Origin of the sequence: Cupriavidus oxalaticus, from assembly GCF_004768545.1 — a bacterium.
Lineage (GTDB): Bacteria > Pseudomonadota > Gammaproteobacteria > Burkholderiales > Burkholderiaceae > Cupriavidus > Cupriavidus oxalaticus_A.
Genome location: NZ_CP038636.1, coordinates 901,153 through 927,149 on the forward strand (window position 1 = coordinate 901,153; position 25,997 = coordinate 927,149).

Consider the following 25,997-nt stretch of genomic DNA (forward strand, 5'->3'; position numbering starts at 1 on the left):
CCTGAGGAATTCCATGCCGGCGTGACGCTGGTCTTCCGCGGCCCCTGGCGGTCCAGGTCCGGCATATTTTTCTTGTTGAATCGGGCTCCGGGGCGAGAAGCCGGCCGTCAGGGCCAGCTTCGTCCCCGACTATTTTTTTTGGGCGGGGTGTTCCGCTGGCCGTTCAGCCTGCGCAGCCGCGACTTCATCGACCGTCGCCGTCGATACATCGACGACCGTCGATACGGACGCCTTGGCAGCCGCCGCAGCGACGGCCGCCGCTGCCTCCCCTGCGGCTTGCAGCGCCAGTTGCTGGAGCGCGCCGTCGCTGAATACGCGGAAGCCGAGTTCCGGGCGGTATCCGTGGATTTCCCGCACGTCGAGAGCCTGCATGAACTCGAGGATTTCCGAACTGATCACCTGCCCCGGCACTAGGATGGGGAAGCCGGGAGGATACGGGATCACGAACAGCGCCGAAACCACTTCACGCCCCTTGGCGATGGCCTTCGCCACTTCTGGCATCGTCAGGTATTCGCAGTTCTCTTCGTCATAGGACATGAAGAAGGCCTTGCGGATATCGCCATCTGGTGTTTCGATCTGACCGTTGTTGCAGACGCTGCGAAAGGCAAAATGAAAATGCGAGAAGTCCGGCAGCGGGGGCAAGTCCCGGGTCAGCGACGCCACCCGCTTTTCATGCAGCCGGCGCTCGATTACGCTCATGTCCGCGGTGCGCTCGTCGAGTTCTCTCGCAATCTTGATCAGCACTTCGATCAGGTACGCTACCGAGGATCGCGTCGTACCGATATTGGTCATGAACAAGACCGTGTTCCGGGATGTCTTGTTGATCTGGATACCGTACTTGTCCATCAGGTACTTATTCTTGAACGTGTCGCCGTCGATGCCGGAGCTGCCGATCGACAAGGTCAATCGAGTCGGGTCCAGCGCGAACTCGTCGACGCGCCACGCGGCTTCCATGTTCGCCCAGCCGGATTCCGGGCTGTAGTACGCGTCAATTCCGGACGCACGATAGGCACCCGGTACCACGCGCGACACATTGAGGAAATGGAAATATTTCTTCAGCAGCGGATGGGTGTGGATCCATTCCCGCAAGGTCATGGCAAGTTCCATCTGGCGCTGCACCAGCTCGTATCCTTCCAGCTCCACTTGCCGGCGGCCGACATCGAGCGAGGCGAGGATCTGGTAGTTTGGCGACGTGGAGGTGTGCGTCATGTACGCCTCGTGGAAGGCCTCCTCCGCCTTGTCCTTGAAATCCTGGTCCCAGACATGGATCATCGAGCCCTGCCGCAGCGAGGTCAGGGTTTTGTGCGTGGACTGAGTCGCGTAGACACGCACCCGTGCCACGTCCGGATTTGGCATCAGGCGCGTGTTGACGAGCTTGTCCTCATCGTCCCAGTCAGCGCCGCCGAAAGATGTGGCGAAGGTCTCGTAACGCCGGCGATAGTCGCCGCTGTCCAGCTCGCGACGCAGACGTGACGCCGCGTCCATGCCGGTGCGCTGGCGATAAGTCGGGTGAAAGCGGGCAAAGGCAAACCAGGCCTCGTCCCAGAGAAAGATCAGGTCCGGCTTGATGGCGAGGCACTCCTCCATCACGCGCTTCACGTCATAGACGACGCCGTCGAACGTGCAGTTGGTCAGCAGCACCATCCTGACTTTGTCTAGGGTGCCCGCCTGCTTGAAGCGCAGCAGCGTACGCTTCATCTCGCTGATGGGGACAGCGCCGTACATCGAGAAGTCGTCCAGCGGGTAGGAATCGAGGTAAGCCACCTTTGCACCCGCCAGCACCATGCCGTAGTGATGCGACTTATGGCAGTTTCGGTCCACCATCACGATATCGCCCGGCTTGACCAATGCCTGCACCACGATCTTGTTTGCCGTCGAGGTGCCATTGGTCGCGAAGAAAGTACGGCGCGCGCCGAATGCCCGTGCGGCATATTCCTGGGCGACCTTGATCGGGCCGATCGGATCGAGCAGCGAATCCAGCCCACCCGAGGTTGCCGACGTCTCGGCCATGAAGAGATTCAAGCCATAGAACTGCGCCATGTCCTGGATCCAGTGCGAGTTCATGATCGACTTCCCGCGCGCCAGCGGCAAGGCATGGAATACCCCGGTCGGTTGCTTGGAGTACTCCTTCAGCGCGGTGAAGAACGGGGTCCGGTAGCGCTCCGACACGCCCTTCATGATCGACATGTACAACTCGGTGTGGTCCTCCTCGCGAAAGAAGATTCGGGAGAAGACCTCGCCGACGCGCGAGGCGATTTCTTCCGCCTTCACGTCGGTAACCAGGTACAGGTCAAGCTCTGGCCGCAGTTCCGCGATCTTCTGGCCGAGCAAGGGTCCGCGCTCGGATTCCGGCTGTTCTTCGATGCCCTCGTCCAGCCCGTCCAGGAACTTGCGCAGCAGGTCGAGTTCGTACTCCGACTTGAATGGAAACCCGTGCCGGATTACGCATGCCTGAAGGTTGAAGTTGAACAGCGTGGCGATCAGTGCATCCTCGAAGCTCGGCACCACCACGACGTCCCAGACAAAGGGATCATCAACGCGCTGCTTGCGCTGGACGCGCCTGCGCAGCGCGTCCTCATCCTCGCGCGACATGTCGTCGACGATCAGCACCTCGAAGTACGGGCGCGCGATCTGCGCCTGCATCTCTTCTTCGGTCTCGATCTCGGACGGCTCTTCGGATTCCGCATCCAGCGACAGCTTCTTGTGGCGGTAGCTATTGCTTGCGAGCATGCGATTGATGCGATGGACGGCGATATTGAGCCGGTGCAGATCTCCGCTAGCGAACCAGGATGTCAGCTCCTCGAACAGCCGGTATCCGGGGAACGCCCAGAAACGCTCGATAGGTTCGAGCATGGACAGCGTCTCGGTGACACGGGAATAGCGCTCGACGAACTCCTTGCATTCGCGTCCGAGATTGACCAGACGCCCCAGATCGTCAGTCAGATTCATCCAGCCATCCGCGCGCATTTCCCAGACACTGCGATAACGGTTGAGGGAAACGTTCTGCCCGGGTTTCCCTTTTCTTGTGGTGTTGCGTGCCATGTTATTCCCTCTGCTAACGAGATATTTTCTACGCACGGATTCGCTGGCGCGGATCCAAATTCCGATTTATCTGCTTATTTATTGTTCTTCTTTCTCGTCGACCACCACTTACCGGATGCGTAACAAAGCCGAAGGCAAGCGTTACCCCTTAGGACACAGCATCCGCTGTAGCCGATATTCGGTTCCAATTTAAATCGCGCCGATTCGACCCCGGAACGGGCCGGCTGTCTTGCGCCTGGCGCTATCCTCCGGCGGGACCGCTCACTTGTGGCTGTGTGTCTTCGCTGATCCCAGGCTTCACCAGTTTTCCGAGGGTATGCAGATAAGCGTCGGTACCACTTTCGCGCTGATAGACGGGAAATTCCACCTCCCGGTCGCGGAAACTCTTGAGCGGCTGGCCGAGCCCGCGCAGTCCGCACTCGCGCTCGCGCCGAACCTTGTCGAAATCAATCTCCACCGGAATGATCTCCGCCGCGCTCGACGAGGCCTCATGCAGCACATATCCGGAGGGATCGACCACAATGGAGCGCCCCACGCCGCCATCTCCGACACCGTTGATGTCAAAGAAATAAACCTGGTTGGTTGCTGCCGAAGCGCGCACGATTGATAGCTCGATATCGCGATCGATCGTGTCGGTCATGGTCGGGTGCAAGATCACCTCGGCGCCCATTGCAACCAGCGTCCGGGTGGTCTCCGGGAACCACATGTCATAGCAGATCGATACGCCGAAGCGGCCTGCATCCGGGACGTCGAACACCACGAACTCGTTGCCCGCGGCGATGCCCTGCTCGTATGGGCGGAAAGGAAACAGCTTGCGGAACCGTGCCACTACATTCCCGCCGGGGTCGATGACGGGCGCGGTGTTGTAGATCGCACCGTCGCGGCGCTCGAACAGGGAGCCCGGTATCAGCCATAAGCCATGCCTGGCCGCCATTTCGCAAAGCCGTATTTCGTCGGCGCCGGGCATTTCCACCGCCTTGGCCGGGCTCGGGCCAAACGCCGCGAGTTCCGAGAACATCACCATATTGACCCACGGAAAACGGTGCCTGACATGCGCCAGGTAGCGATTCATCTGCGTGATGTTCTCATCGAATGCCGACACCGGCATTTGGATACCTGCAACTGCAAAGCGCTTCATTTAATGCCTCACCAAACACATCGGACGCTTCCCGCGCCACTATTTAGATATCCACATAGAGCTACATGGCTTGAATTAAGCGGGCGCTAACTTGTAGCGCTCCCATTTCGATAAGCCTATGCAGCCCGTTGCTTAGTTGAAATATTTCTGTGGTAATGCAGCGACATGATGTGTTCTACTCTACAAGCGAGCTGGCCCCACTGTATAGGGCCGGTACAAATTTTAGGATGGAGCCAAGAATTGAGAGAGATGCCATTGACCGATTGGCTTCTCGCACGCAGTCATTGGAGCACCCCGGTGCGTTCAGGCGTTCCGCTGAACCGGCAGCTATTTGACGATATACGCGATGCGATCCTCGCTGGTCACTTGACGGGCGGCACCCGTTTGCCTCCCACCCGGGAATTGGCACGGGATCTGGGCATCGCCCGCAATACGGTGCTTTATGCTTATGAGCGGCTCACGGACGAGGGCTACACCCAGACGCATGGCGGCAGCGGAACATATGTTGGCTACACTGCTCCCGACCCCGCCCTGGTGGCTAGCATGGTCAACGTGGGCCAGCTCGGCCACCCCATGCTCGCCAATGATCAAGCGCGGCTGTCGCAGCGCGCGCGCGAGCTGCTAGCCAACGTTGGCGCCTCGGACCTGCAAGCTGGTGCCTTTGTACCCGGAATTCCGGACGTCGGCCAGTTCCCTCGTAGTGTGTGGCAGCGGCTGATTACCAAGGTCTGGAAGACCGCGAACGCGGAACAGTTGGGATATGGCAGCCGCCACGGGCATCCGCCGCTCAAACGTGCTTTGGCGGAATACCTGACGCTGGCCCGCGGGGTCGACTGCTCGCCCGAGCAGATCATCGTGACGCAAGGCAGCCATCAGGCGATTGACCTATGCGCTCGCTTGCTCGCCGATCCCGGCGATCAGGTATGGGTGGAGGATCCCTGCTACTGGGGCGCGCGCAGCATCTTCCGCGCGGCCGGCCTGAAAATGGACAGCCTGCCGGTTGACCAGCATGGCATCCAGCTGCCGACCTCAGCGGGCGAGCCGCCCCGCCTCATCTTCGTCACGCCATCACACCAGTATCCGAGCGGCGTTGTGATGAGCCTGCCCCGTCGCCGCCTGCTGACAGAGCTGGCGCAGCGCCACCGTGCCTGGATCATCGAGGACGACTACGACAGCGAATTTCGGTATCAAGGTGTGCCATTGCCCTCGCTACAGGGCCTGGATCCGCATCACAACACAATCTACGTAGGTAGTTTCTCGAAGGTGCTCTACCCTGGCTTGCGGCTCGCTTTCCTGATCGTCCCGCCCGAACTCGTCGATGCGTTCTCGGTTGCGCAATCCGAGCTGCATCGTGGTGGGCAGTTGTCTGTACAAGCTGCGTTGGCCGAGTTTATTGCCGATGGCCACTACGCGGCGCATGTCCGGAAAATGCGCAAGATTTATGGGGAACGGCAGGTGCTGTTGACGAAGGAACTGCAACAGCAGTTAGGCGAAGAAATCGATATCGTCGGCACAGACACAGGACTTCACCTGACCGTCAAGCTCCGGCAGGCCAACGATCACCTAGTGTCGCGCTGCGCGCTTGCCCACGGCATCGTGGCACGCCCGCTCTCTTCTTATTTTGCTTGCCAGCAGAACACTCAGAATGGACTGGTCCTTGGCTACGGCGGGGTAAGCAATGAGGAAATTGCCCCGTCGGTCGGCAAACTGGCGCACGCAATCCAACTGGTGCGTTCCTCGTCTTGAGCGTCGCTCTGCCGTCCGCGCATGCGATTGAGCACGCCCACGCGAATCGCCACCTCGGTCGCCTGGGAGCCAACCTTGCGTGCCCACAGGCAATTGCCTGTGAGCGTCTTGAGGCGGTACATCAAGGTCTCGACGAGCGAGCGCAGGTGGTAGCCGCTGGACGTCTTCCATTCGCGCCGGCTACGTTGTGCAATAGCGTCAATGGCCTCGTTGCGCCAGGTCGCGCCGGACGTGCTCTCCGGCCAGGGCATCGCCCCCTCACGCGGTGGAATCGACGGTTGCGCATCTCGCGCGGCAATCGCCGCGTGGCATTGCTTCGTGTCGTACGCGCCGTCGCCGCCGATGGTGTCGATCGGCGTGTCGGTGGGGATCTGATCGAGCAGTTCGGGCAACACATCGAACACGAACAGGATGCCCTTCAACGCTGCTCGGTCTGAAATCGGAAGGCGACCGGGATACTTCTTGCGCCGCGGCTTCGGCGGTGGCAGCAAAGGTTCGATCAGTGCCCACAGCGGGCAGCGCCCCCGAAGACTTATCCTTTGTTCATGCCGTGCGTGTGCTCAACCGACGCCTGCCCGAGGCGGCTATTTCCCCCTGAGCAGTGGCAAAGCTGGAAACAAAGTCTGCTGCGCGAACTCGCCAACGGCCGCGCGGTGCAAAGCCGCGGCAAGCGCAATCCCCGCGGCGTGAAACGAAAGATGTCGAATTTCCGAATCCGGCGGCGATCCGAGCCACTGAATCAGCGAATCGTCCCCAAAGTGGTCGTGAAGTGAACAGTATTGCGCCTAGACCCGTTGCCAGTTCGATTGCCGCGTGATCCTAATCCGCCCCGTAGCCGATCCGTTGAGCAATGTGCTTGCAGGACCGGAGTTCGTCGGCGGGCCCATACTTTAACACCGGTCAAATCCCGCGCGGCAAGTTCGATTTCGACACGGCGTGACATTGCTCGCGTCCCGATATATTCGCCGTCGGCAACCGCCCGAAGGCCGCCGTTTCGACGCCTTTTCCTTCGACACAGAACAACCTGGGACACCATCGGCATCGCGCTGAGCTTGCTGTGTCGCTCATGGCTAATCTCCCGTGATAGCGCTGTTGCGTGGATGGTCCTGACGCCTGCGGGGGACCGTCAGGTATCTGAGACTGAGAAAAGCATAACAAATCACCGTAGCGGTCAGACCAAGCAGGATGTAACTGGTTCTGGGCAATAGCAGGGCAAGCCCGGTCAACACGAACACGACCAGGGTGTTGACGACCAACTGGGGCCGCAGCTCGGGACGCTCCATGAAATAGGCGTACTGCTTGCCAATGAAAAAGCAGACCGTGCCGATGACCAACAGTACCCGGAAATCGGATACCTGCATGTCGTCCAGGATCGCGTGCCGGATCAGGCTGGCCAGGATCGACAGGCCAATGAAAACGAAAAAATGCGAGTACACAACCGAATGACCGGTCGTGAGCTTCTGTTTGGACAGCAGGTGAAAACTGTCAAAGTAGACCCACCAGATGCTGGATATCGTCACGAAGCCGGTGGCGGCGGTCACCAGCCTCTCCACAGTCCAGCTGATATCGGCCAGTCCCGTCGACAAGCTGATAACGGACTCTCCCAGTAAGATGAGCGTGAGCAGGCCCACACGCTCGATCAGGTGTTCGGTATGCACTGGGATGCCCTGGAGACGACGCGGCAAAAAAGAGATGAACGCAACCAGATCGAACAGTATTCCAAGGTAAAGCACGACATATCGCTGTGGCGCCGGGAACAGGATCGAAGCGAGGCTGATGGTGGCGCCAGCGAGGGTCACCCACCCAACTGCCGTTGTGAGATGCACGCTTTCCTTGTGCCGGTGTTTCGACACGAAATACATCATGGCGATGATGTATTTCGAACAAGCGTAGCAGACGATGATGACGTCAAAGCTGGCCAGGAATCGTTGGTCGATCAAGCCTGAGATGATAATCATCAGGAACATGATGAACAGGGTTGCCAGCCGATGCTTCCGGTCATCCGCGTCGAACCGGTTGGCATATATCGTGTGGCTGACCCAAATCCACCACAAGGGTATGAAAGTGAGGACGTATTGCCAGAACTGTAGTGGGTCAAGATGACCCCTCGTGCGTGTGGTTCAGGATATGCGTTACGTTACCGATCGCTACCACAAAAATCAGGTCGAAGAACAACTCGAGCCAAGTGGCATGGCGATTGGGTTCGAAATATTTTGTGTTGAGCATTTCGCCTAACAAGTAATGCTGACGCAACAACCGTCAGTGGTTGTTGCGTCGTAAGAAAGCATTTGGCTTGTGGACCTTCATGGGCCGCTTCGCGCGGACCGTGTCATCTTGCGTCGCCAGCTGCGCCTATACTATCCGCCTATCCACCGTAACCGGCAACCACCGCACCCGCTTGCCGGTGGCGTGACAGGTCGCGTTGGCCACGGCCGCAGCCGTGCCACCCCGTTACTATCTACATGCCCCGATAATTCGGGCTTTGGCCAGCCATGGCAGGCATCATTCCTGCTGCCAGTCGTCCATGATCCGGGGGGTATTGTCACCGCAATCCACCTATAAGGAGCCTCGCCCTATAGCAAGATCGGTTTGAGGTGGCGTGACGCGAGTTGTCCACGGGCGGGCGGCGGGTCGCCGTTGTCGACCACGACGCCGCCCGGCGGTGGACAACTCGCTGGCGAGCGCATTTCGTTGCGCTTCGGCTCCCCTTGACGCTGTTCGTAGGCATGGCTTGCCAAGGTTCGTGACCGCTTGCCTCGAATGTATCAGCGGTAGGGTATTGGTGCGGACAGTGTCTGGGAACACCGCTCTCTAGCGTACACGCTTCCTTCTTTCATGCTACGAGGTACTGCCGCAGATACTCGACGGTGCGGCTTTCCTTCGCGCGCACAATCTCCACTGGTGTGCCGCTCGCCACAACCTTGCCGCCGGCGTCGCCGGCGCCCGGGCCGACGTCGATGACCCAGTCGCTCTGCGCGGCCACCCGCATGTCGTGTTCTACCACCACGACGGTATTGCCGGCATCCACGAGTCCCTGGAGTTGCACCATGAGCCGGTCCACGTCGGCGGGATGCAGACCGGCTGATGGCTCATCGAGAACGTACACGACGGCGAACAACTGCGACGATAACTGCGTGGCGAGTCGCAGGCGCTGAATTTCGCCGGATGACAGCGTGGGCGTGCTGCGCTCCAACGCGAGATAGCCCAGGCCCAGATCGACCAGCGTCGTCAGGCGCTCTAGCAGTTCGGCTGCGATGCGCTGGGCAGCGACGCGCTTCTCCTCGGACAGGTTGGGCGTGCGCCGCACGTCGGGCGAGGCTTTGTGCGCGGAACCGCCTGCGGCGACCCGCTTTTCGACGGCATCGCGCATGGCGCTCCTGCTGAGCACGCTGCCTTTGGCGGCGTCTTTTCCCGAATGAACGGCATCCGGCTCGGGCCATTTGCCGCGCGCGATCGGTTCCAGCATCTCGGCAAGTCTGGCTAGCGGCAACTGCGCGAACGCGCCGATATCGAGCCCGGCGAATTTCACCGACAGCGTTTCCTTCTTGAGCCGCTTGCCATGGCAGGTCGGACAGACGCTTCCAACCATGAATTGCGACACGCGTTTTTTCATCAGCGCGCTTTGCGTGTTCGCGAACGTGTGCAGCACATAGCGGCGCGCACCGGTGAATGTCCCTTGATAGCTCGGTTCGTCCTTGCGCTTGAGCGCGGCGCGGGCTTCTTTCGGCGTGAGGCCGGCGTAGACGGGCGCGGTCGGCTGTTCGTCGGTGAAGAGAATCCAGTCGCGATCTTTCTTGGGCAAATCGCGCCACGGCTTATCGACGTCGTAGCCGAGCGTCACCAGAATGTCGCGCAGATTTTGTCCGTGCCAGGCGGGCGGCCATGCAGCGATTGCGCGCTCGCGAATGGTCAGCGAGTCGTCCGGCACCATGGATTTTTCCGTGACCTCGTACACGCGGCCGAGTCCATGGCAAGTCGGACAGGCGCCTTGCACCGTGTTCGGCGAGAAATCCTCGGCGAACAGCATGGGTTGCTTTGGCGGATAGTCGCCGGTGCGCGAATAGAGCATGCGCACGAGACTCGACAGCGTGGTCAGACTGCCAACCGACGAGCGCGCGCTCGGCGTGCCGCGCTGTTGCTGCAACGCGACCGCGGGCGGCAGGCCTTCGATCGCGTCCACTTCGGGCACGCCGACCTGTTCGATCAGGCGCCGGGCATACGGCGCGACCGATTCGAAATAGCGCCGCTGCGCTTCGGCGTACAACGTGCCGAATGCCAGCGACGATTTTCCCGATCCCGACACGCCGGTGAAGACGACTAGCGCATCACGTGGAATCTGCACGTCGATGTTTTTCAGATTGTGTTCGCGAGCGCCGCGCACGCGCACGAAGCCGGTGAAAGGGGCTGCGTCGGATGGCGGCGGCGTCGAGCGAGCTTTGTTGCGGATGGCGTCCACATCGATGAGTAGCGAATAAGCATTGCTCGGCGCATCTGGCGAACACTAATGAAGGCGCATGGAGCATTTTCTATACCATGTTTGTGAAATTAATCGGCATAGTAAAGAACGGCTATTGCATGAATCTGGAATGAGGCCAAAATTTCACGAAGATGAAATTTTGGCGACAGGCTCAATGTGCCGTATTCGTCTTAATTTCCGAACCATGCGCCCTCGCCTAGCAAGGCGGTCAGCAAGCCGACGTAAGCGTTTGTTTTGGCTTACGGGTTACGTTCCGAACAACCGCTGGGTCCCGCTGCGAACGGCTTCATGACATGCAGGCCGGCCCGTCAAACCCTGGCGGCCTTTGCCGCTTCCCCTAGCACGTCGGCCGCCGCGCGGATGAATTCGCCGGTGCGTTCGGTGCTCAGCTGGCCGTCGTTCCAGTTCAGCGTGAGGCAGAATGTCACCGGCACTGCGGCCGCCAGCATCTGCCCGGCGAAGCACAGGCAATGGAAGTTTTCCCAGTCAATGCTGCCGCCCTTGCCGAAGCCCTGCACACCGGCCGGAACAGCCATCCACACCGCATCGGCCGTGGCCTGGATGCGCTTGTATTCCGTCAGCGTTGCCGGCTGCGTGAAATACTTGCCCGCCAGCGACTGCCGGTACCAGTTCACCATCTCGGTGGCGGTGCTCAGCATCGCCTGCTTGTCGTTGATGACATCGGTGCGGGACTTCAGGCCGAGATCCTCGCCGTTGTCTATCTTGACCATTCCGTCCCAGCCGAGGTCGACGCCGGATTCAGCCCCGGCCAGGTAGGAAAACAGCTTGCGGGTCGAATCCGGGATACGAGTCTGGGCCAGTCCCGCCTCGGCGATCAGCGCGCGCACGCGATCAGGGCCGACGGCCGCGAGCGCGATATCGGTACCGGTGTTGTCGCTGTGCGCGATCATGGCCTCCAGCGCATTGCGGTACGGTGTCTTGCCGGTCAGGCCCAAGAACACCGGACTACCGGGAGAGCGGAACGTATCGCTAACCTCGCAAGCGAGGCTCTCACTCACTCCGTCGCGGCCGGCTTCCGCGTCGCGCAGAAACTGCGCCAGGATGAAGGTCTTGACGGCACTGCCGACGAACAGTTGCCGGTCCGGATGATAGCCGGCCGACCAGGCAGTGGCGCCGCTTACGGCCGGTTCAGCGCGCACCAGGCAGCTAGCGGTATCCGGGGCCAACGCAGCAAAGCGCGCAATCGCGGCCTCAACGTCCGCCGGCGCCGCGGCTTCAGCGCTGCCGCCGCAGGCGGCGATGGCAGGTAATACCAGGGACGTGGCAGCGAGCTTGAGCGTGCGCCGCTTAGCGGGGTGGAAGTCAGACATGCGAAGGTTCCCGTTCAAAAGCCTGGCTGGCAACGCCGGCACGTTGATATGGCTTGTAGGGGCACGAAGTTGCGGCACCGCAGGCTGGATGATTTTTCAGAGAGTTTGAATCAGCCAACCAAAGTAATCAACAGGTCTCGAAGCCTGGTCAACGCGTCACAGGACGGCATGCGCACCGTCATGCGTGCCGCGGTAGACCAACATAGAACTGACACTTCACGGCAGTCGACGCAGCCAGTCTGGCCCGCTCGCTGGGAAAGAACAGCGCGGAGCTGGCACTCGCCCGACGACCGCGGGCATTACATCTACTATCTGAGCCGGCAACACCGGCCCACGCGCAATCGCCTCTCATCGATTTCATGGTCGAGCACATCCGTGCGCTCGACCTAAATTGCCTGACCGAGTTCAACGCCGGAAACATTGATGCGACGGCGAAAGGGGCGTCAGCGCAGTTCTCCAGCCCCGGTGCCGCGTCTGCGCATTGGTAGTCCAGGTTCGACCACGGCGTGACTAGAAGCCTGGGTCGATTTCAGCCCTCGACAAGAGAATACCGTCGGCGTCGCAATAGGCGTAGGAGCCCGGCGTGAAAACAATTCCGGCAATAGTGACGGTGATGTTGCACTGTCCGCCACCCTGAAAGCCCGCCCTGATCGGGACTGCGCCCATGGCCAGGACACCGAAATCCATACTGGCCAGTGCTTCACAATCCCGGTTCGCGCCGTTGACCATGACGCCGGTCCATCCATTATTCAGTCCCAATTGCGCCATCTTGTCGCCAGCACCGCAACCCTGCGAGAGCCGCCGTCAATGACGAGCACCTTGCCGTGGCCCGGCTCCGCGAGGCGCGACCGAAGCAGCTTGGCATCTTCGAAGCACTGGAGGGTTTCAATTATTCCGTAGAATCCGGCCCTCCCACCGTAGCTTGAGAAAGGACTCGCGAAGCCAGATACGCGGTCCGGGTGCTGGTCCGCCATGTCACTTGTGAATGATGAGCCAACTTGCTTCATCGTAGAGTAGGTCTTGTCGCATGCGCCCTGGCTTAGATCTGCCCGACCGGCTTCATCCGGAGGACATAGCGCTGCGTGCCGGACGAGGCGAGGGCTCTCCGTGTAGTCCGAATGTGAGGATTCGGTTCTGGACTATCATGCGCAGCGATGCGGGAATGGGTTTAGCACAAATTCAGGATTTCGCGAGCCTGGGCTGCGGTCGCGACGGGGCGACCATACTCCTCGCAAAGCTCGGCAACCTGGCGCACAAGCGCGGCGTTGGACGGGGCGAGCGTATTCTTGTCCATCCGCACGTTGTCCTCGAGCCCGGTGCGACAGTGCCCCCCTAGTTCGAGAGACCAGCGAGCCATCGTCAGTTGATTTCGCCCGATGCCCGCGCCGGTCCAGGTCGCATCGGGCGATAGGCGATTAAGGGTACGAACGTAGAATTCAAGCACTTCGCGATCGACCGGCATTGCGCTCTTGATGCCCATGACAAATTGGATATGCAGGGGACCGACGATCGCGCCGGCTGCCTGCATAGCAGCGGCCTGGAAGATCATCGACAGGTCAAACGCCTCGACTTCGGGCTTGATGCCGTAGGTTTTCATTTCGGCAGCGAGCCAGTCGACCAGGTCTGGCGAATTGTCATAGACCCGGGTCGGGAAGTTGACGGAGCCGGTTGCCAAGGATGCCATGTCCGGCCGCAGGGATAGCATGGCACCTCTCTCATTGCCGGCCCCAGAGCGGCCGCCGGTGGACACCTGGGTGATCATGCCCGGCGCGTGCTTGCGAATGCCTTCCAGCACCAGGGCGAAACGATCGGGATTTGACGTGGGTGTTTCGTCATCGTTGCGTACGTGAAGATGGACTAGGGTCGCGCCGGCTTCGAATGCCGCATGGGTCGATTCCACCTGCTCGCTGACTGTGATGGGTACAGCCGGATTGTCTTTTTTGCGCGGCAGTGATCCCGTGATGGCAACAGAAATAATGCAAGGCTTGGTCATGCTTGATCTCAGTAGGTTGGGTTGTGCGGACGCGGTATTGCTGGTGCCTCCAGGGTCAGCGAGAGGGCGACCTCTGCACTGGTTTGGCACCGTCCAGAACGATCGTCCGTTCTGAATCCGCTGCGCCCTGGCTCGACCTGCTGTCGATCACCGATGCCGATCGCTTATGGTCGATCAGCAGCACAGCCAGCACTGCGATGACAGCAGGCACTGCCATTGCAGCGAAGTTCTGCTGGAGTGGCAGGGACATGCTTACCAGCACGCCGATGACAATGGGCGCCAGGATCGCGCCGCTTCTGCCGACACCGGATGCCCAGCCAATGCCCGTGCCCCGGACGGTAGCCGGGTAGTACTGCCCTGCATAGGCGTACGTCACAATCTGCGTGCCGATCGTAGACGCTCCGGCGAGCGCAACCACGAAGAACAAGGCCTCGGTCGACATCTTGTAGCCAAGTAGCGTGATAGACACGGCAGCAAGTGCGTACATGCCGACCAGCACGTATTTGATATTGAACTTGTCTGCGAGCCAACCGCCTCCGATTGCGCCGGCCATCGCGCCAAAGTTCAACACCAGGACGAAAGTCAGTGCCGAGCCGAGGCTATAGCCGGCGCCAGCCATGAGTTTCGCGAGCCAGGAGCTCAATGCATAGACCATGAACAGGCACATGAAGAAGGCGACCCACAGCATCGCGGTGCTGAAGCCCCGGCCATCACGGAACAGCATGCTGATGGGAGCGCTGGACCCTTTCTCGGCCTGCGGCAAGTCGAACCGGTCTGTCATCTGGGCGCGGTAGGTGGGGTCCATCTGGACCAGGACCGCTTTGAGCGTGTCCAGACGACTGCGCTGGATCAGGAAGGGCAATGACTCCGGCATCAGCTTCAACACCGCAGGGATGATAAGCACGGGAACGCTCGCAGCCAGGAATACCGATTGCCAACCGTACGTCTCGATCAGCGATTTGCCCATGACTGCCGCGAGCATCCCGCCTACGGAATACCCGCTAAACATCAGCGTAACCATGGTTCCGCGAATTTTGCGCGGCGAGAACTCTGTCATCTGTGCGACGACATTGGGCATCACACCGCCGATGCCAAGTCCGGCAAGGAACCGTGTAATGCTGAACGTGATCGGATCATGCGTCATTCCCGCCGCAGCAGTAAAGATGCTGAAGAGCGCAATACAGACTGCAATGGCTCTGGGCCGGCCAATGCGATCGGCAATAGTACCCATGATGACGGCGCCAAACATCATGCCGAAGAGCGCCGAACTGACCATGAAGCCGGCACGGGTCGCGTCGACGCCCATGTCCTTCATGATGGATGGGAGCGCAATGCCCACGACGGCAAGGTCATAGCCGTCAAAGATGATGATGAGCGCGCACCAGAACAACAGGCCAGCGTGGAATCTGTTGAATCGCGCATCGTCTGCGAGCTTGTGAACGTCAATCTGACGCATGCTTTGTCTCCTCGATTGTTTTTGGAATGGTTGCGACGTTCTCCGCAGCATCTGCGGTGCACGCGCGCGCCTCCAGCGCTCTGAGCCTCAAGCGTTCGAGCTTGTTATTGCCGTCCTGGTCAGCGTGGGCAGGAATGTGGACCGCCGCCATCCCGGCTGGGGCAGTGGCTCTCCGTTAGCTCACTGCCCCATCTCCTGTCGTCGCTTCTTCGATGAGTGCTAGCCGTTGTCGCCGCCCGCAACCGGCAGCACAGCGCCTGTGATGTAGCCGGCTTCGTCAGAGGCAAGGAAAAGAATCGGCGCGATTTGTTCGTCAAGCGTGCCGTAGCGTTTGAAGAAGGTGGATTCAGTCACCTGCATCACCGCCTCGCTCATCCAGGCCTTCTCTTGCTCGCTATCTCCAACCGCGTTGCGAGGCACGCGCCGGGGAGGCGCTTGGGTTCCACCGGGTGCGGCAGCGACCACACGGATGTTGTGCTCGCCATACTCCATCGCAAGCGACTGGGTGAGCGCGTTGACGCCGCCCTTTGCAGCCGAATACGGCACGCGACGGATGCCGCGCGTTGCATTCGAGGAAACGTTCACGATGGACCCGCGTCCTTGAGCAAGCATGTGCGGAAGCACCGCGTGGCAGCCGTACAAGGTCGGCATGAGCGAACGGCGGATCTCCGCATCAATCTGAGCCGGTTCGAACTCGGCATAGGGCCGCATGCGAATGGCCCCGCCAACGCCATTAATCAAAATGTCAATTCGGCCAAACGTCTCCACAGCGAAAGCCATCGTGGAGGCTGCGCCTTCATAGGTCTCGAGGTCGGCAATAAAGCCGGCAGTGTCGGCCCCAACTGCTTCCGCTGCGACCTCGGAGACGAAGTCGGCGCGATCTACAAACAGAACCTTGGCACCTTCAGCCGCAGCGCGTAGCGCGACGCCGCGTCCGATACCTTGGGCGGCACCGGTGACCACCATCACCTTGCCTTCGAATCGCTTGCCGCTCATGGGGTCACCGGGGCTGCGTTGGGCGTGAACTTCTCGTAATGGAAGCTGTTGGGCTTCACGCCGTTGTCGTCGAAATACTTGCGGACCGCGTCGACCATCGGCGGCGGTCCGCACAGGTACACGTCGACATCACCATCGTTCAGACATTCCGCCGGCATGTGCTGGGTCACCCAGCCCTTGCGGGGATGGCTCGATTCTGCTTCTGCAACCACGGTACTGAACGTAAAGTTCGGCAACTTCGCGACGTACGACTCGATAGCCTCAACCTGGACCAGGTCGAGGTCTCGTGTCACGCCGTAGATGAGATGCACCTTCTGCTCCGAGTTCGCGCGAACCAGGACTTCCAGCATCGACAGGAATGGTGCCAGGCCCGTGCCGCCAGCCAGGAACAACAAGGGACGCTCCACTGCCCGGAGGTAGAAGCTGCCCAGGGGCCCCGTCAGTTGCACTTTGTGGCCTGGCTGCGCCGATTCGAGCCAGGTGCTCATCACGCCGCCAGGGATCTTCTTGATCAGGAAGCTGATTTTCGGTGCGCCCGGCGCGGACGAGAAGGAATACGAGCGATGTTTTCCGCTGCCGGGGACATCGATGTTCACATACTGGCCAGCGAGGAAGACCGGAGGGATGCTGTCCACGTCCAACTCTAGGACCACCGCCGCATCATTGTGCTGTTCGACTTTCGTGACCGTCGCAGCGAATTTGCTTCGCTCGGTTTTGCACATCGTCGACGATGCCGGCACTGCGATAACGCAGTCACTTTGCGGCACCATCTGGCACGTGAGCACGAGACCGCCGGCTTTCTCGTCGTCGCTCAACGCCTCCTCAATGAAGTCGTCGCCCAGGTCGTAGCTGCCACTCTCGGCGCGGCACTTGCAGGTGCCACACACGCCGTCGGAGCAATCCATTGGCAGGTTGATCTTGGCGCGAAACGCGGCATCGAGAACCTTTTCGCCGGCCTTGCATTCGACGAAGCGGGTCACGCCGTCTTCAAAGTTCAGTGCGATGTTGTAGCTGGACATGTTAACTCCTGCGTCCTTTCTCATTCCTACCGGTGGCAATCAGACGTGGTAGACGTCCAGCACCTGGCGGATGTAGTCGTTTTTGAGCGCAATCTTCTTGCTCGAAATCAGCAACCGATCGTCAACTTTGCGGAAGGTGACGTAGGCGGTGCCGAAGTACTGGTCCGTGACCTTATAGCGATGGCTCAACGTGTTGAAGTTGTATCGAACGTCGACTTCGTTATCCCGCTCCGCCAGCACTTCGATATTGGTGACGTTGTGGCTGGTGCGCGGCTCCGGCATCGACGCGCTGCTGCGCTCGGTTCTGATACGGAACACCCGGTCTTCCAGGCCGCCGCGGTCCGAGTAGTACATCAGAGAAATTTCGCTTTGCGGGTCTTCGGTAAGCTTGTCATCGTCATCCCAGGCCGGCATCCAGTAGGTGACGTCTGCTGTGTAGCAAGCCAACCACTCGTCCCACTGACGATCATCCAGAAAGCGCGCCTCTTGATAGAGCGCGCTACAGACCTTTTGATAATCGATGCTCATACGGCTGCCTCCGCCTGTTCTTTGCGCAGGGCTTCGCGCATCACCTGCACCCAGTATTCGTGTTGAACCACAAAGAGACCTTCATCTTCGCTGCGCTCGCCAGAGATGAGTGGGTTCAAGCCCATGCCCTTCGCATTCGCGTCAGGTCCATGGACCCACAACGGTGCACCGCGCGACATGTCGTTCCACATCGACGTCGTGCTGGCGTAGCCCGCCTGGCACGCACGGAACTCTTCGAGGTCGTCGCTGGTGCCCATGCCTGAGACGTTGAAGAAGTCTTCGTATTGACGAATGCGGATCGCGCGGCTCTCTGCGCTTTCGCCCTTTGGTGCGAAGCAGAAGATGCTGACTTCTGTCTTGTCGACACTGATCGGACGGACGACGCGAATCTGGGTACTGAACTGATCCATCAGGAACACGTTCGGATACAGACACAGGTTGCGCGTCTGATTCACGATGTACTTCGCCTTGTCTTCGCCAACGCGCGCCGCGATTTCGTCGCGATGTTGATAGACAGGACGCACTTCAGGATTCATCGTGTTGGTCCAAAGCAGGATATGGCCATGCTCGAAGCCATACACCCCCGCAACCGACTTGCTCCAACCATTTGCATCGACGGCCTTGGTGCCTTCGACATGGCGGCGCCCCATCGTTGCGGCATAGTTCCAGTGCACGGTGCTGACGTGATAGCCGTCACAACCGTTTTCCATCTGCATCTTCCAGTTGCCGTCGTAGATGTACGAAGAGTTGCCTCGCAACACTTCGAGACCGTCCGGCGCCTGCGAGACGATTTGGTCAATGATGATCTTCGTCTCGCCGAGATAGTCCTCGAGCGGCATCACGTCTTCGCTCAGGCTACCGAACAGGAAACCGCGATAGTTCTGGAAGCGCGCAACCTTCTTCAGGTCGTGCGATCCCTGTTTGTTGAACTGCACCGGATACTCGGTGGTCTTCTCGTCCTTTACCTTCAGCAGCTTGCCGGCGTTCGAGAAGGTCCAGCCGTGGAACGGGCAGGTGAAGCTGCCTTTGTTGCCGTGCTTGCGGCGGCACAGCATGGCACCCTTGTGGGCACATGCGTTGATGACCGCGTGCAACTCACCGGCCTTGTCACGCGTGATGACAATCGGCTGACGACCAATCCACGTCGTGTAGTAATCGTTGATGTTCGGTACCTGGCTTTCGTGCGCGAGGTAGACCCAGTTGCTCTCGAAGATGTGCTTCATCTCGAGTTCGTACAGATCGGCGTTCGTGAAGATGTCTCGGCGACAACGGAAAACACCATTTTCCTTGTCGTCCTGGACGGCGTTGCTCAGCAAATCGTCCAGTTGCCGTGCTTTATCGATAGTTGCGGACATGAGTCGTCTCCCTATGCGGGCTTCGTGGTCAAGCCCTTGCATCGGTTCAGAGAATTCGTGCGGGGAAGCTGGCGGCCTGGCGAGTGAGGCCGCCGCGTGAGGGGGTTACGCCGTGGCGGAAGCGCGCGGGCGATTCACAAGCTGGTTGTCCTTGCCTTGCACCAGCGGAGTCAACTCGATGTTGAATTCGATTTCCTTGTACGCGTCGCCCTTGAGGCCCAGCGCGGCACCGCCCGTTTTCTCGACAACGTGCGGCACAAGCTCTTCGCGCGTCGCATAAGCGAAGTCGTCCCAGATCAGCGGGTCGCCTTCGATATTGATCTGCGTCGTGAGCTTGCGAGTCTTGTCGCTCGTTACGAAGAAGTGTACGTGCGCCGGGCGGTTGCCGTGGCGGGCAATCACGTCAAGCAACTGTTGCGTCGCGCCTTGCGGCGGACAACCGTAGCCAACGGGCATCAGCGTGCGGAACTCGTACTTGCCGTCAGCCCCCGTCTTCACCGCGCCGCGAAGGTTGAAATCGTCCTGGGCGCCGGTCGGGTCGAAGTGCGAGTAAAAGCCCTTGGAGTTGGCGTGCCAGCATTCGACAACCGCATCGGCCACGGGCTTGCCGTCCGGTCCGGTCACCGTGCCACGGATGATGAGCGGACCCGCGTCTTCGTCGGCATTGAGATCAATCTTAGAGACACCAGCTCGCACCGGGGCGCCCGCAACATACAGCGGGCCTTCAATCGTGCGCGGCGTGCCGCCGTGGATGTCAGCTTCACGGTCCTCTGCATCCATGCGGATGTCGAGATACTTCTCGAGGCCAAGGCCCGCGGCCAAGAGGGCCGCCTCACCATCTTGCCCAAGCTTGTTGAAGTAATTCACGCCGGCCCAAATCTCGTCGGGCGTCATGTCTAAATCGTCGATGGCCTTGAAGAGGTCGCTCAGCAGACGATGAGTAATCTGCTTGGTACGAGCGTTGCCATCGTGGCTTCCCAGATTAGCAGCGGCCTTCAGCAGGTCCTGCACTTCCTTCGAGTCGAACACTTTGACACTCATGTCTGCTCCTAAACTTTCTGTTTTGGTGGGGTAAACCCTTGTTTCAGGTAACTCTAAATTTACTCAGAAGGTATAATGTGACCGTGAAACAGAGCGTGATGGCAGAATAGAGGACGGCAAACCGGTCAGTCCAACACTGTTTTAGTATGGGATCATATCTGGGAGGTATTGTATGGAGCTGCGACATCTTCGCTACTTTGTAGCGGTTGCCGAGGAGCGCAACTTCACGCGCGCAGCAAAGCGGCTTCATATCGCGCAGCCGCCATTAAGCCGCCAGATACAGCAGCTCGAAGAAACGTTGGGGGTCCAGCTATTCGAACGAAGCTCTCGTCCGCTTAAGCTCACCGAGACAGGCAAGTTTTTTTACTCGCACGCAGTACATCTCATTGCGCAAACGAACGAGTTGGAATCCATGACAAGGCGCGTTGGCAGTATCGAGCGCAGTCTGTCCGTCGGCTTTGTGGGGTCCACGCTCTACGGCATGCTTCCAAAGATCATTCGGCGATTCCGGGACGAGAACAAGTCGGTCGAGCTCAGCCTCCACGAGATGTCGACGATGGACCAGATTCGCGCGCTCAAGGACGGACGTATCGATGTAGGGTTCGGTCGGATTCGACACGAGGATGCGAACATCCGCCGGGTGATTCTCCGCGAGGAGAAAATGATCGTTGCACTTCCCGTCGGTCATCCGCTCTCCACGTCGAAGCCGGTGCTCGCGCTTCGAGACCTCATCTACGAAACGCTCATTGTTTTTCCCAAGGCACCGAGGCCAAGCTATGCTGACCAGGTTCTTTCGGCTTTCCAGGAGCGAGCCCTTACGCCTCGGCGCATCTATGACGTGCGCGAGTTGCAGATTGCATTGGGGCTTGTCGCGGCGGGAGAAGGGATTGCAGTCGTCCCGAGCAGCGTCTATGGGCTCAAGCGCGACGACGTGAGCTACATGGAACTGGATGACCCAACCCTCACGTCGCCCATCATCATGAGTATGCGTGCGATGGATGAGTCGCGTGACATCAAGGAGATGCTGGAAATGATCTATCGGCTGTACGAGGAAGAGGGGATTCCCCATGTACCTCGCACGGATAAGGGGGCGTAAGGCATTTCATCATGGGGTTTACGTTGTTGGATCTAGACAGCTGAATATTGCGCGAAGCATTTCCCGCTGACGACGCCATCGTCGATCATGTGTCGCTGGTACCGGTCTGCCGAGTACCGTCATTGGCTGACTCGTAGGTTTGGTTTCTTTGGTAAATGGGCGAATGCAGCAGTATCCATGAGCGGCTGCAGTAGACTGGTAAAGACCCCTGCGCCGGCCAGCGTCGGCAGCATATACGCCTCGACGCCGTAATGGCGCGCGTTGGCGGCGGCCATGATGATGAAGCTACAGATCGATGCACAGAGTGGCATCGAACGAAGCATAAGTGCCCCCGGTTTTCAGAAAGCATTGACCTTTGGAGTCTCGAGGGTTGAGGGCAGGGATTCACTTACTGGCGGCCGCATCGGCGTAGCGCATTTGGCACGAAATGAGTGCGGCCGCTCAGTCCCGCCCCGTCATTGCCCTTGCCCGTGGCTCGCCGCGACCTGCGTGAGCTATGGCACACATATTGCGTAAAGGAACACACAGGCCAAAGGCGGCCTTTAATCAAACAGGCAAGTCGCGATGATGCGCGCCGAAAGGGGCGGCCGGTGCAATGGCGCCCCGAAGCGGGGTGACAGCGAACCGGGAACGCGATTTTGCGGGGCTCTTGCTTCGGGGCGCTTTTTTTGTCGCCGGTCAACGCGAATGCACGTCCGTTCCGACACCATCTGCGAGGCAAAGCATGAATGCCCCCTCTACTCAGTTACCGCAGGCCGAAGTGTCCGCTGAAACCATTGGCACGTTGATCAACCTGTCCGGAAGCCGAGATGCTGGCCAGTGCCTCGGCGCACTGGCTGGGTGCGGCCGGAGGCAAAATACGCGGTGACGCGGCCGCCTTCCTGCATGGCGAGCTGCTGGTAGGCGCCGACGGTCCGGTGTCCGCCGTGCGCGGCCGGCTGCTTCCCGGCGACGTGCCCGCCTACGCCGGCTACGCCGCCTGGCGAGGCGTGCTGCCCGAGCGCGTCCTGCTCGCGTCAACCCATCAGCTCCTGCAGGACACCTTCGCGTTCCAGGATGGCGGCGGCCACCAGCTTCTGACCTACCGCATCCTCGGCGAAGACGGCAGCGTTCGCGACGGTGAACGGCGCCAGAACTGGGTCTGGTACCGGAGGCTCGCGCCGGGTCCGGCGCTCGACGCGCTGCTGTGCGACCGCAGCGGCCAGCGGCACAGCTACTCCCTGCCGCCAGGTGCCATGCAGGACATCGAGATCCGCGTACTGAAGGTGGCTGCCCTCAACACCCTGGCACCCGCCCTCGCCAGCCTGGTCACCGCGACGCCGGATCCCTTTCTGCAGCTGAAAAGCCAGGCCTTGCCGGATCCGGCTTTGCTGCTGCCAGCCATGCGGCGCCCGGCAATGACATCTCACGCGGCATCGCGCCCGGCAGGACCACCGGCGCGCGTCATCGCCACCTGCCAGCGGGGCGGGGAGCCGATGCTCTGGAGCAGGTGCGCGGAAAATGCCTTGAGCTTGGCCGGCGCGCGCGGCGCGGCCCGCACCAGATGGATGCCGCCTTGCGCCTGCGGCAACACGCCCTCCAGCAGTAGTTCCACCAGGCGGCCCGCACCGATATCCTCGCCGACCGACCAGTCCGGCATCAGCGCAATCCCGAGCCCCTGCAACACCGACAGCCGGCGCGCATCGCAATCATCACACTCCATGGCAAACGCGGCACTCGCGGCATGGGCCGGCCTGAGTACTTCTCGCCATCCGCGCATGCTGGTACTGTGGGCGCGGTCGATCAGACGGTGATGCGCGAGCTCTTCGGCATGCAAGGGACGGCCGTGCACCTGGAGATAGGCCGGCGTTGCGCAGACGATATAGCGCTGGCTGGCGATGCGCCGGGCAATCAGGCTGCTGTCGGCCTGCTGTCCGACGCGGATGACCACGTCGAAGCGCTCCAGCACCGGATCCACGACACGGTCGGTCAGCTCCAGCTCCACGGTCAGCCCCGGATACTGCGCATACAGGCTGCCAAGATGCGGCACCACATGGCGTCGCGCGAAGGCCGGCAGGCAGGCAACCCGCAGCCTGCCACTGACGCCTTGTTCCAGCGCCGTCACGGCGTCGCGCGTTTCGTTCAGCTCCTGCAGGATGCGCGTGGCGCGCTCGAACAGCAGGTCCCCGGCCTCGGTGCGCACCAGCGCGCGCGTGGAACGCGTGAACAGCGCCACGCCCATTTCGCGCTCGAGGGCATCGATCTGGCGCGCTACCGACGACGCCACCTGTCCCTTGCGCCTGGCGACCGCCGAAAAGCTGCCGGCGCGCGCCACGTCGACGAAGGTGGCCAGGTTCTCGGCAAAACGGACAAATTCCATTTGTGCATTTCCCGCAAAGGCGTTGCGCGGAAGCAAAGGCTTCCCGTTGCAGCAACCAGCGCATAGTATCGGCACGATGCGCTGCGGTGCAAGCCTTTTTGCAGGAAATGCAAAGCAGAAGCATCATGTCATTTGCTAAACCGACAAGCCGACACGAACGATCGGAAGGTACCGACCATGGAGACAAGTTCCACGATGACTACCGCCCTTGCCCCCCTTTTCCATGCGGCGCGGGCGCGCGCGCAAACATCCGCCGCGCTGTTGCTGACGCTTGCCTGCACGCTGGCGCCGGGCTTCGCGCGGGCGGATGCATGGCCCGCCAAGCCGGTCACGATCGTCGTCCCCTATGCCGCGGGCGGCACCGTCGACAAGGTCGCGCGGCAGGTCCAGGAGGGCCTGCGCAGGCGGCTGGCGCAGACGGTGGTGATCGACAACCGCGCGGGCGCGGGCGGCACCATCGGCACGGGGCAGATTGCGCGCAGCGCGCCGGACGGCTACACCGTCGGCATGGTGTTCGACGGCTTTGCGACCGAGCCGCATTTCTACCCGAAGCTGCCCTATGCCTCGCACCGCGACCTGACAGGCGTTTCCTATATGGTGCGCTCGCCGATGGTGCTGGTCGTACCCGCCGCCTCGCCCTACAAGACCGTGCAGGACTACGTGACGGCGGCACGCGTGCCGAACAAGGTGTCCTACGCATCGGTGGGCAACGGCAGCTCGAACCAGCTCGTGGCCGAAGCCTTCCACGAGGCCGCCGGCACCAGCGGCATCCATACTCCATACAAGGGCGGCGGCCCGGCCATCAACGACCTGCTCGGTGGCCACGTCGACTCGATGATCGCGAGCCTGCCGCTGGTACTGCCCTATGTGCAGTCGGGCAAGCTGCGCGCGCTGGCCGTGACCTCGCGCCAGCGTGACGCGAGGCTGCCGGCTGTGCCGGCGGTAGCCGAGTCCTACAAGGGCTTCGAGGCCTATTCGTGGGTCGCGATGATCGCGCCGGCCAAGACCCCGCCCGAAGTGCTGGAGAAGCTGTCCAGCGCCATGACGTCGACGCTGCGCGATCCGGCGATTGCGAAACTGCTGACTGACGGCGGCTTCGACGTGGTGGCCGGCGACGCACAGCAGACCAACAAGCTGATCCAGGATGAATCGGCGCGCTGGGGCCGGCTGATCAAGGCGCGCAACATCGCGGTCGATTGAACGCCCTGCTGCTGGCATCGAGCCTTTACCCACTTCCTGACAGGCATTTTCGCGATGGTTCCTTTCGCCTACCAGACCCGTCCGCAACGCGTCGTCTTCGGCCCCGGCAGCCTGGCGCGGCTCGGCGAGGAAGCCGATGCCCTCGGCGTGCGCAGCGCGCTGGTGCTGTGCACGCCCGGCCAGCGCAAGCTTGCCGAACGCGCGGTGGCGGTGCTGGGCGCGCGCAGCGCCGGGATTTTCGACGGCGCCGTGATGCACGTGCCGATCGAGCAAGCGCGCCTGGCGCGCGAGCACGCCGCGCGGCTGGGTGCCGACTGCGCTGTCGCCATTGGCGGCGGCTCGACCATCGGGCTGGCAAAGGCCATCGCACTGGAGTCGGAACTGCCGGTCATCGCTGTGCCGACGACCTACGCCGGGTCGGAAATGACGCCGATCTATGGTCTGACCGATGCCGGCCTGAAGCGCACGGGGCGCGATGCGCGCGTGCTGCCACGAACCATCCTCTACGATCCGGACCTCTCGCTAGGCCTGCCCGTCCCGATCAGCGTGACCAGTGGCATGAATGCAATCGCCCATGCGGCGGAGGGGCTCTATGCCTCCGACCGTAACCCCGTTAGCCAGTGGATGTCACGCGAAGGCATTGCAGCATTCGGCCGGGCCCTGCCGGTCATTGCCGCAGCGGAGCAGCACACAGATGAGGCGTTGCGCGAAGCCCGCAGCGACGCGCTCTACGGCGCATGGCTGTGCGGGGCCGTGCTCGGCAGCGTGACGGCCGGCCTGCATCACAAGCTTTGCCACACATTGGGCGGGACCTTCAACCTGCCGCACGCCGAGGTCCACACGGTGGTGCTCCCCCATGCGCTGGCGTACAACGCGCCTGCCGCGCCGGAGGCAATGGCCGCCATTGCACAGGCACTGGGTGCCGGGCACGGCAGCGGTCCGCTCGCCGTGTTCGAACTGGCGGCGAAGCTCGGTGCGCCCACGTCGCTGCGTGAACTGGGACTGTCGTCGGAGGACCTCGATCGCGCCTGCGAGCTGGCGCTGCGCGACCAGTATCCGAATCCGCGTCCGCTCGAACGCGAGGGGATCCGCCAGCTGCTGGAAGACGCATTCGCCGGCACAGCGCCGTCGGCCTGAACGGCAGCGGCCGGGGCTGCCACATCGCACGGACAACACCGCCACGGTCGCCAGCCGTGCTCAGGCGTGCGCGATACCCATGA

16 protein-coding genes and 6 pseudogenes are annotated in these 25,997 nt (G+C 61.1%); 6 read left to right on the plus strand and 16 right to left on the minus strand.

Annotated features, from left to right (window positions below):
- Positions 1-129: 129 nt before the first annotated feature.
- Together E0W60_RS32175 and E0W60_RS32180 are read right to left on the minus strand one after the other, a co-directional pair.
- The gene (locus E0W60_RS32175; RefSeq protein WP_135706888.1) at positions 130-3,042 is read right to left on the minus strand and encodes an aminotransferase class I/II-fold pyridoxal phosphate-dependent enzyme; all 2,913 of its coding nucleotides are present in this window, start codon (positions 3,040-3,042) and stop codon (positions 130-132) included.
- A 241-nt stretch (positions 3,043-3,283) separates the two neighbouring features.
- The gene (locus E0W60_RS32180; protein ID WP_135706889.1) at positions 3,284-4,180 is read right to left on the minus strand and encodes a carbon-nitrogen hydrolase family protein; all 897 of its coding nucleotides are present in this window, start codon (positions 4,178-4,180) and stop codon (positions 3,284-3,286) included.
- 249 nt (positions 4,181-4,429) lie between these two features.
- On the opposite strand from E0W60_RS32180, the gene E0W60_RS32185 reads away from it, so the two are divergent.
- The gene (locus tag E0W60_RS32185) at positions 4,430-5,926 is read left to right on the plus strand and encodes a PLP-dependent aminotransferase family protein (RefSeq protein ID WP_135706890.1); all 1,497 of its coding nucleotides are present in this window, start codon (positions 4,430-4,432) and stop codon (positions 5,924-5,926) included.
- Here the strand turns inward: E0W60_RS32185 and E0W60_RS32190 are convergent.
- The 4 genes and pseudogenes from E0W60_RS32190 to E0W60_RS32205 form a co-directional block, all read right to left on the minus strand.
- Positions 5,842-6,324 (minus strand): annotated as a pseudogene (locus E0W60_RS32190) (IS5 family transposase); the annotation flags it as partial. The gene E0W60_RS32185 and the pseudogene E0W60_RS32190 overlap by 85 nt on opposite strands.
- A gap of 672 nt (positions 6,325-6,996) precedes the next feature.
- Positions 6,997-8,152: pseudogene (locus E0W60_RS32195) on the minus strand (low temperature requirement protein A).
- A gap of 628 nt (positions 8,153-8,780) precedes the next feature.
- Positions 8,781-10,382, minus strand: a pseudogene (locus E0W60_RS32200) (excinuclease ABC subunit A); the annotation flags it as partial.
- A 329-nt stretch (positions 10,383-10,711) separates the two neighbouring features.
- Positions 10,712-11,776, minus strand: coding sequence for a serine hydrolase (locus E0W60_RS32205; protein WP_135706892.1), 1,065 nt, complete (start codon positions 11,774-11,776; stop codon positions 10,712-10,714).
- A gap of 234 nt (positions 11,777-12,010) precedes the next feature.
- Between E0W60_RS32205 and E0W60_RS37835 the strand changes: the two are divergent.
- Positions 12,011-12,222 (plus strand): annotated as a pseudogene (locus tag E0W60_RS37835) (hypothetical protein); the annotation flags it as partial.
- 22 nt (positions 12,223-12,244) lie between these two features.
- Here E0W60_RS37835 and rraA read toward each other — a convergent pair.
- The 8 genes and pseudogenes from rraA to catA form a co-directional block, all read right to left on the minus strand.
- A pseudogene (gene rraA / locus E0W60_RS38250) lies at positions 12,245-12,741 on the minus strand (ribonuclease E activity regulator RraA).
- Positions 12,742-12,902: 161 nt separating this feature from the next.
- On the minus strand, positions 12,903-13,727 hold the full coding sequence (locus tag E0W60_RS32225; RefSeq protein ID WP_135706895.1) for a 3-keto-5-aminohexanoate cleavage protein: 825 nt from the start codon (positions 13,725-13,727) through the stop codon (positions 12,903-12,905).
- Positions 13,728-13,782: 55 nt separating this feature from the next.
- Positions 13,783-15,183, minus strand: coding sequence for an MFS transporter (locus tag E0W60_RS32230; RefSeq protein ID WP_135706896.1), 1,401 nt, complete (start codon positions 15,181-15,183; stop codon positions 13,783-13,785).
- Positions 15,184-15,402: 219 nt separating this feature from the next.
- Positions 15,403-16,179: a benzoate diol dehydrogenase BenD gene (gene benD / locus E0W60_RS32235; RefSeq protein WP_135706897.1), complete on the minus strand. Its 777-nt coding sequence runs from the start codon at positions 16,177-16,179 to the stop codon at positions 15,403-15,405.
- Positions 16,176-17,198 (minus strand): benzoate 1,2-dioxygenase electron transfer component BenC, encoded by a 1,023-nt coding sequence (gene benC, locus E0W60_RS32240; protein WP_135706898.1) that lies wholly within the window; start codon positions 17,196-17,198, stop codon positions 16,176-16,178. The genes benD and benC overlap by 4 nt, the downstream gene beginning before the upstream one ends.
- Before the next feature lie 39 nt (positions 17,199-17,237).
- Complete coding sequence (gene benB / locus E0W60_RS32245; RefSeq protein WP_135706899.1) at positions 17,238-17,726, minus strand: benzoate 1,2-dioxygenase small subunit; 489 nt, start codon at positions 17,724-17,726, stop codon at positions 17,238-17,240.
- On the minus strand, positions 17,723-19,081 hold the full coding sequence (locus E0W60_RS32250) for a Rieske 2Fe-2S domain-containing protein (protein WP_133092690.1): 1,359 nt from the start codon (positions 19,079-19,081) through the stop codon (positions 17,723-17,725). The genes benB and E0W60_RS32250 overlap by 4 nt, the downstream gene beginning before the upstream one ends.
- Positions 19,082-19,186: 105 nt before the next feature.
- Positions 19,187-20,122: a catechol 1,2-dioxygenase gene (gene catA, locus E0W60_RS32255; protein ID WP_133092691.1), complete on the minus strand. Its 936-nt coding sequence runs from the start codon at positions 20,120-20,122 to the stop codon at positions 19,187-19,189.
- A gap of 172 nt (positions 20,123-20,294) precedes the next feature.
- Here catA and E0W60_RS32260 point away from each other — a divergent pair, with 172 nt between their 5' ends.
- Positions 20,295-21,218 (plus strand): LysR family transcriptional regulator, encoded by a 924-nt coding sequence (locus tag E0W60_RS32260; RefSeq protein WP_135706900.1) that lies wholly within the window; start codon positions 20,295-20,297, stop codon positions 21,216-21,218.
- A gap of 119 nt (positions 21,219-21,337) precedes the next feature.
- Here E0W60_RS32260 and E0W60_RS37210 read toward each other — a convergent pair whose 3' ends face one another.
- A complete protein-coding gene (locus tag E0W60_RS37210) occupies positions 21,338-21,493 on the minus strand; it encodes a hypothetical protein (RefSeq protein WP_167884660.1) in 156 nt (51 codons plus the stop codon).
- Positions 21,494-22,027: 534 nt separating this feature from the next.
- Between E0W60_RS37210 and E0W60_RS38450 the strand changes: the two are divergent.
- A pseudogene (locus E0W60_RS38450) lies at positions 22,028-22,498 on the plus strand (hypothetical protein); the annotation flags it as partial.
- A 125-nt stretch (positions 22,499-22,623) separates the two neighbouring features.
- On the opposite strand, the gene E0W60_RS32275 reads toward E0W60_RS38450, so the two are convergent.
- Complete coding sequence (locus tag E0W60_RS32275) at positions 22,624-23,577, minus strand: LysR family transcriptional regulator (protein ID WP_135706902.1); 954 nt, start codon at positions 23,575-23,577, stop codon at positions 22,624-22,626.
- A gap of 195 nt (positions 23,578-23,772) precedes the next feature.
- Between E0W60_RS32275 and E0W60_RS32280 the strand changes: the two genes are divergently transcribed.
- Together E0W60_RS32280 and E0W60_RS32285 are read left to right on the plus strand one after the other, a co-directional pair.
- On the plus strand, positions 23,773-24,777 hold the full coding sequence (locus E0W60_RS32280) for a tripartite tricarboxylate transporter substrate-binding protein (RefSeq protein WP_167884661.1): 1,005 nt from the start codon (positions 23,773-23,775) through the stop codon (positions 24,775-24,777).
- Between the two features lie 54 nt (positions 24,778-24,831).
- A complete protein-coding gene (locus E0W60_RS32285; protein WP_135706904.1) occupies positions 24,832-25,914 on the plus strand; it encodes a maleylacetate reductase in 1,083 nt (360 codons plus the stop codon).
- Positions 25,915-25,997 lie beyond the last annotated feature (83 nt).

Coding starts and splice junctions, on each gene's coding strand:
- E0W60_RS32175 (WP_135706888.1), bottom strand. CDS start 3,042: ATGGCACGCAACACCACAAGAAAAGGGAAACCCGGGCAGAACGTTTCC.
- E0W60_RS32180 (WP_135706889.1), bottom strand. CDS start 4,180: ATGAAGCGCTTTGCAGTTGCAGGTATCCAAATGCCGGTGTCGGCATTC.
- E0W60_RS32185 (WP_135706890.1), top strand. CDS start 4,430: ATGCCATTGACCGATTGGCTTCTCGCACGCAGTCATTGGAGCACCCCG.
- E0W60_RS32225 (WP_135706895.1), bottom strand. CDS start 13,727: ATGACCAAGCCTTGCATTATTTCTGTTGCCATCACGGGATCACTGCCG.
- E0W60_RS32230 (WP_135706896.1), bottom strand. CDS start 15,183: ATGCGTCAGATTGACGTTCACAAGCTCGCAGACGATGCGCGATTCAAC.
- benD (WP_135706897.1), bottom strand. CDS start 16,179: ATGAGCGGCAAGCGATTCGAAGGCAAGGTGATGGTGGTCACCGGTGCC.
- benC (WP_135706898.1), bottom strand. CDS start 17,198: ATGTCCAGCTACAACATCGCACTGAACTTTGAAGACGGCGTGACCCGC.
- benB (WP_135706899.1), bottom strand. CDS start 17,726: ATGAGCATCGATTATCAAAAGGTCTGTAGCGCGCTCTATCAAGAGGCG.
- E0W60_RS32250 (WP_133092690.1), bottom strand. CDS start 19,081: ATGTCCGCAACTATCGATAAAGCACGGCAACTGGACGATTTGCTGAGC.
- catA (WP_133092691.1), bottom strand. CDS start 20,122: ATGAGTGTCAAAGTGTTCGACTCGAAGGAAGTGCAGGACCTGCTGAAG.
- E0W60_RS32260 (WP_135706900.1), top strand. CDS start 20,295: ATGGAGCTGCGACATCTTCGCTACTTTGTAGCGGTTGCCGAGGAGCGC.
- E0W60_RS37210 (WP_167884660.1), bottom strand. CDS start 21,493: ATGGCCGCCGCCAACGCGCGCCATTACGGCGTCGAGGCGTATATGCTG.
- E0W60_RS32275 (WP_135706902.1), bottom strand. CDS start 23,577: ATGGAATTTGTCCGTTTTGCCGAGAACCTGGCCACCTTCGTCGACGTG.
- E0W60_RS32280 (WP_167884661.1), top strand. CDS start 23,773: ATGACTACCGCCCTTGCCCCCCTTTTCCATGCGGCGCGGGCGCGCGCG.
- E0W60_RS32285 (WP_135706904.1), top strand. CDS start 24,832: ATGGTTCCTTTCGCCTACCAGACCCGTCCGCAACGCGTCGTCTTCGGC.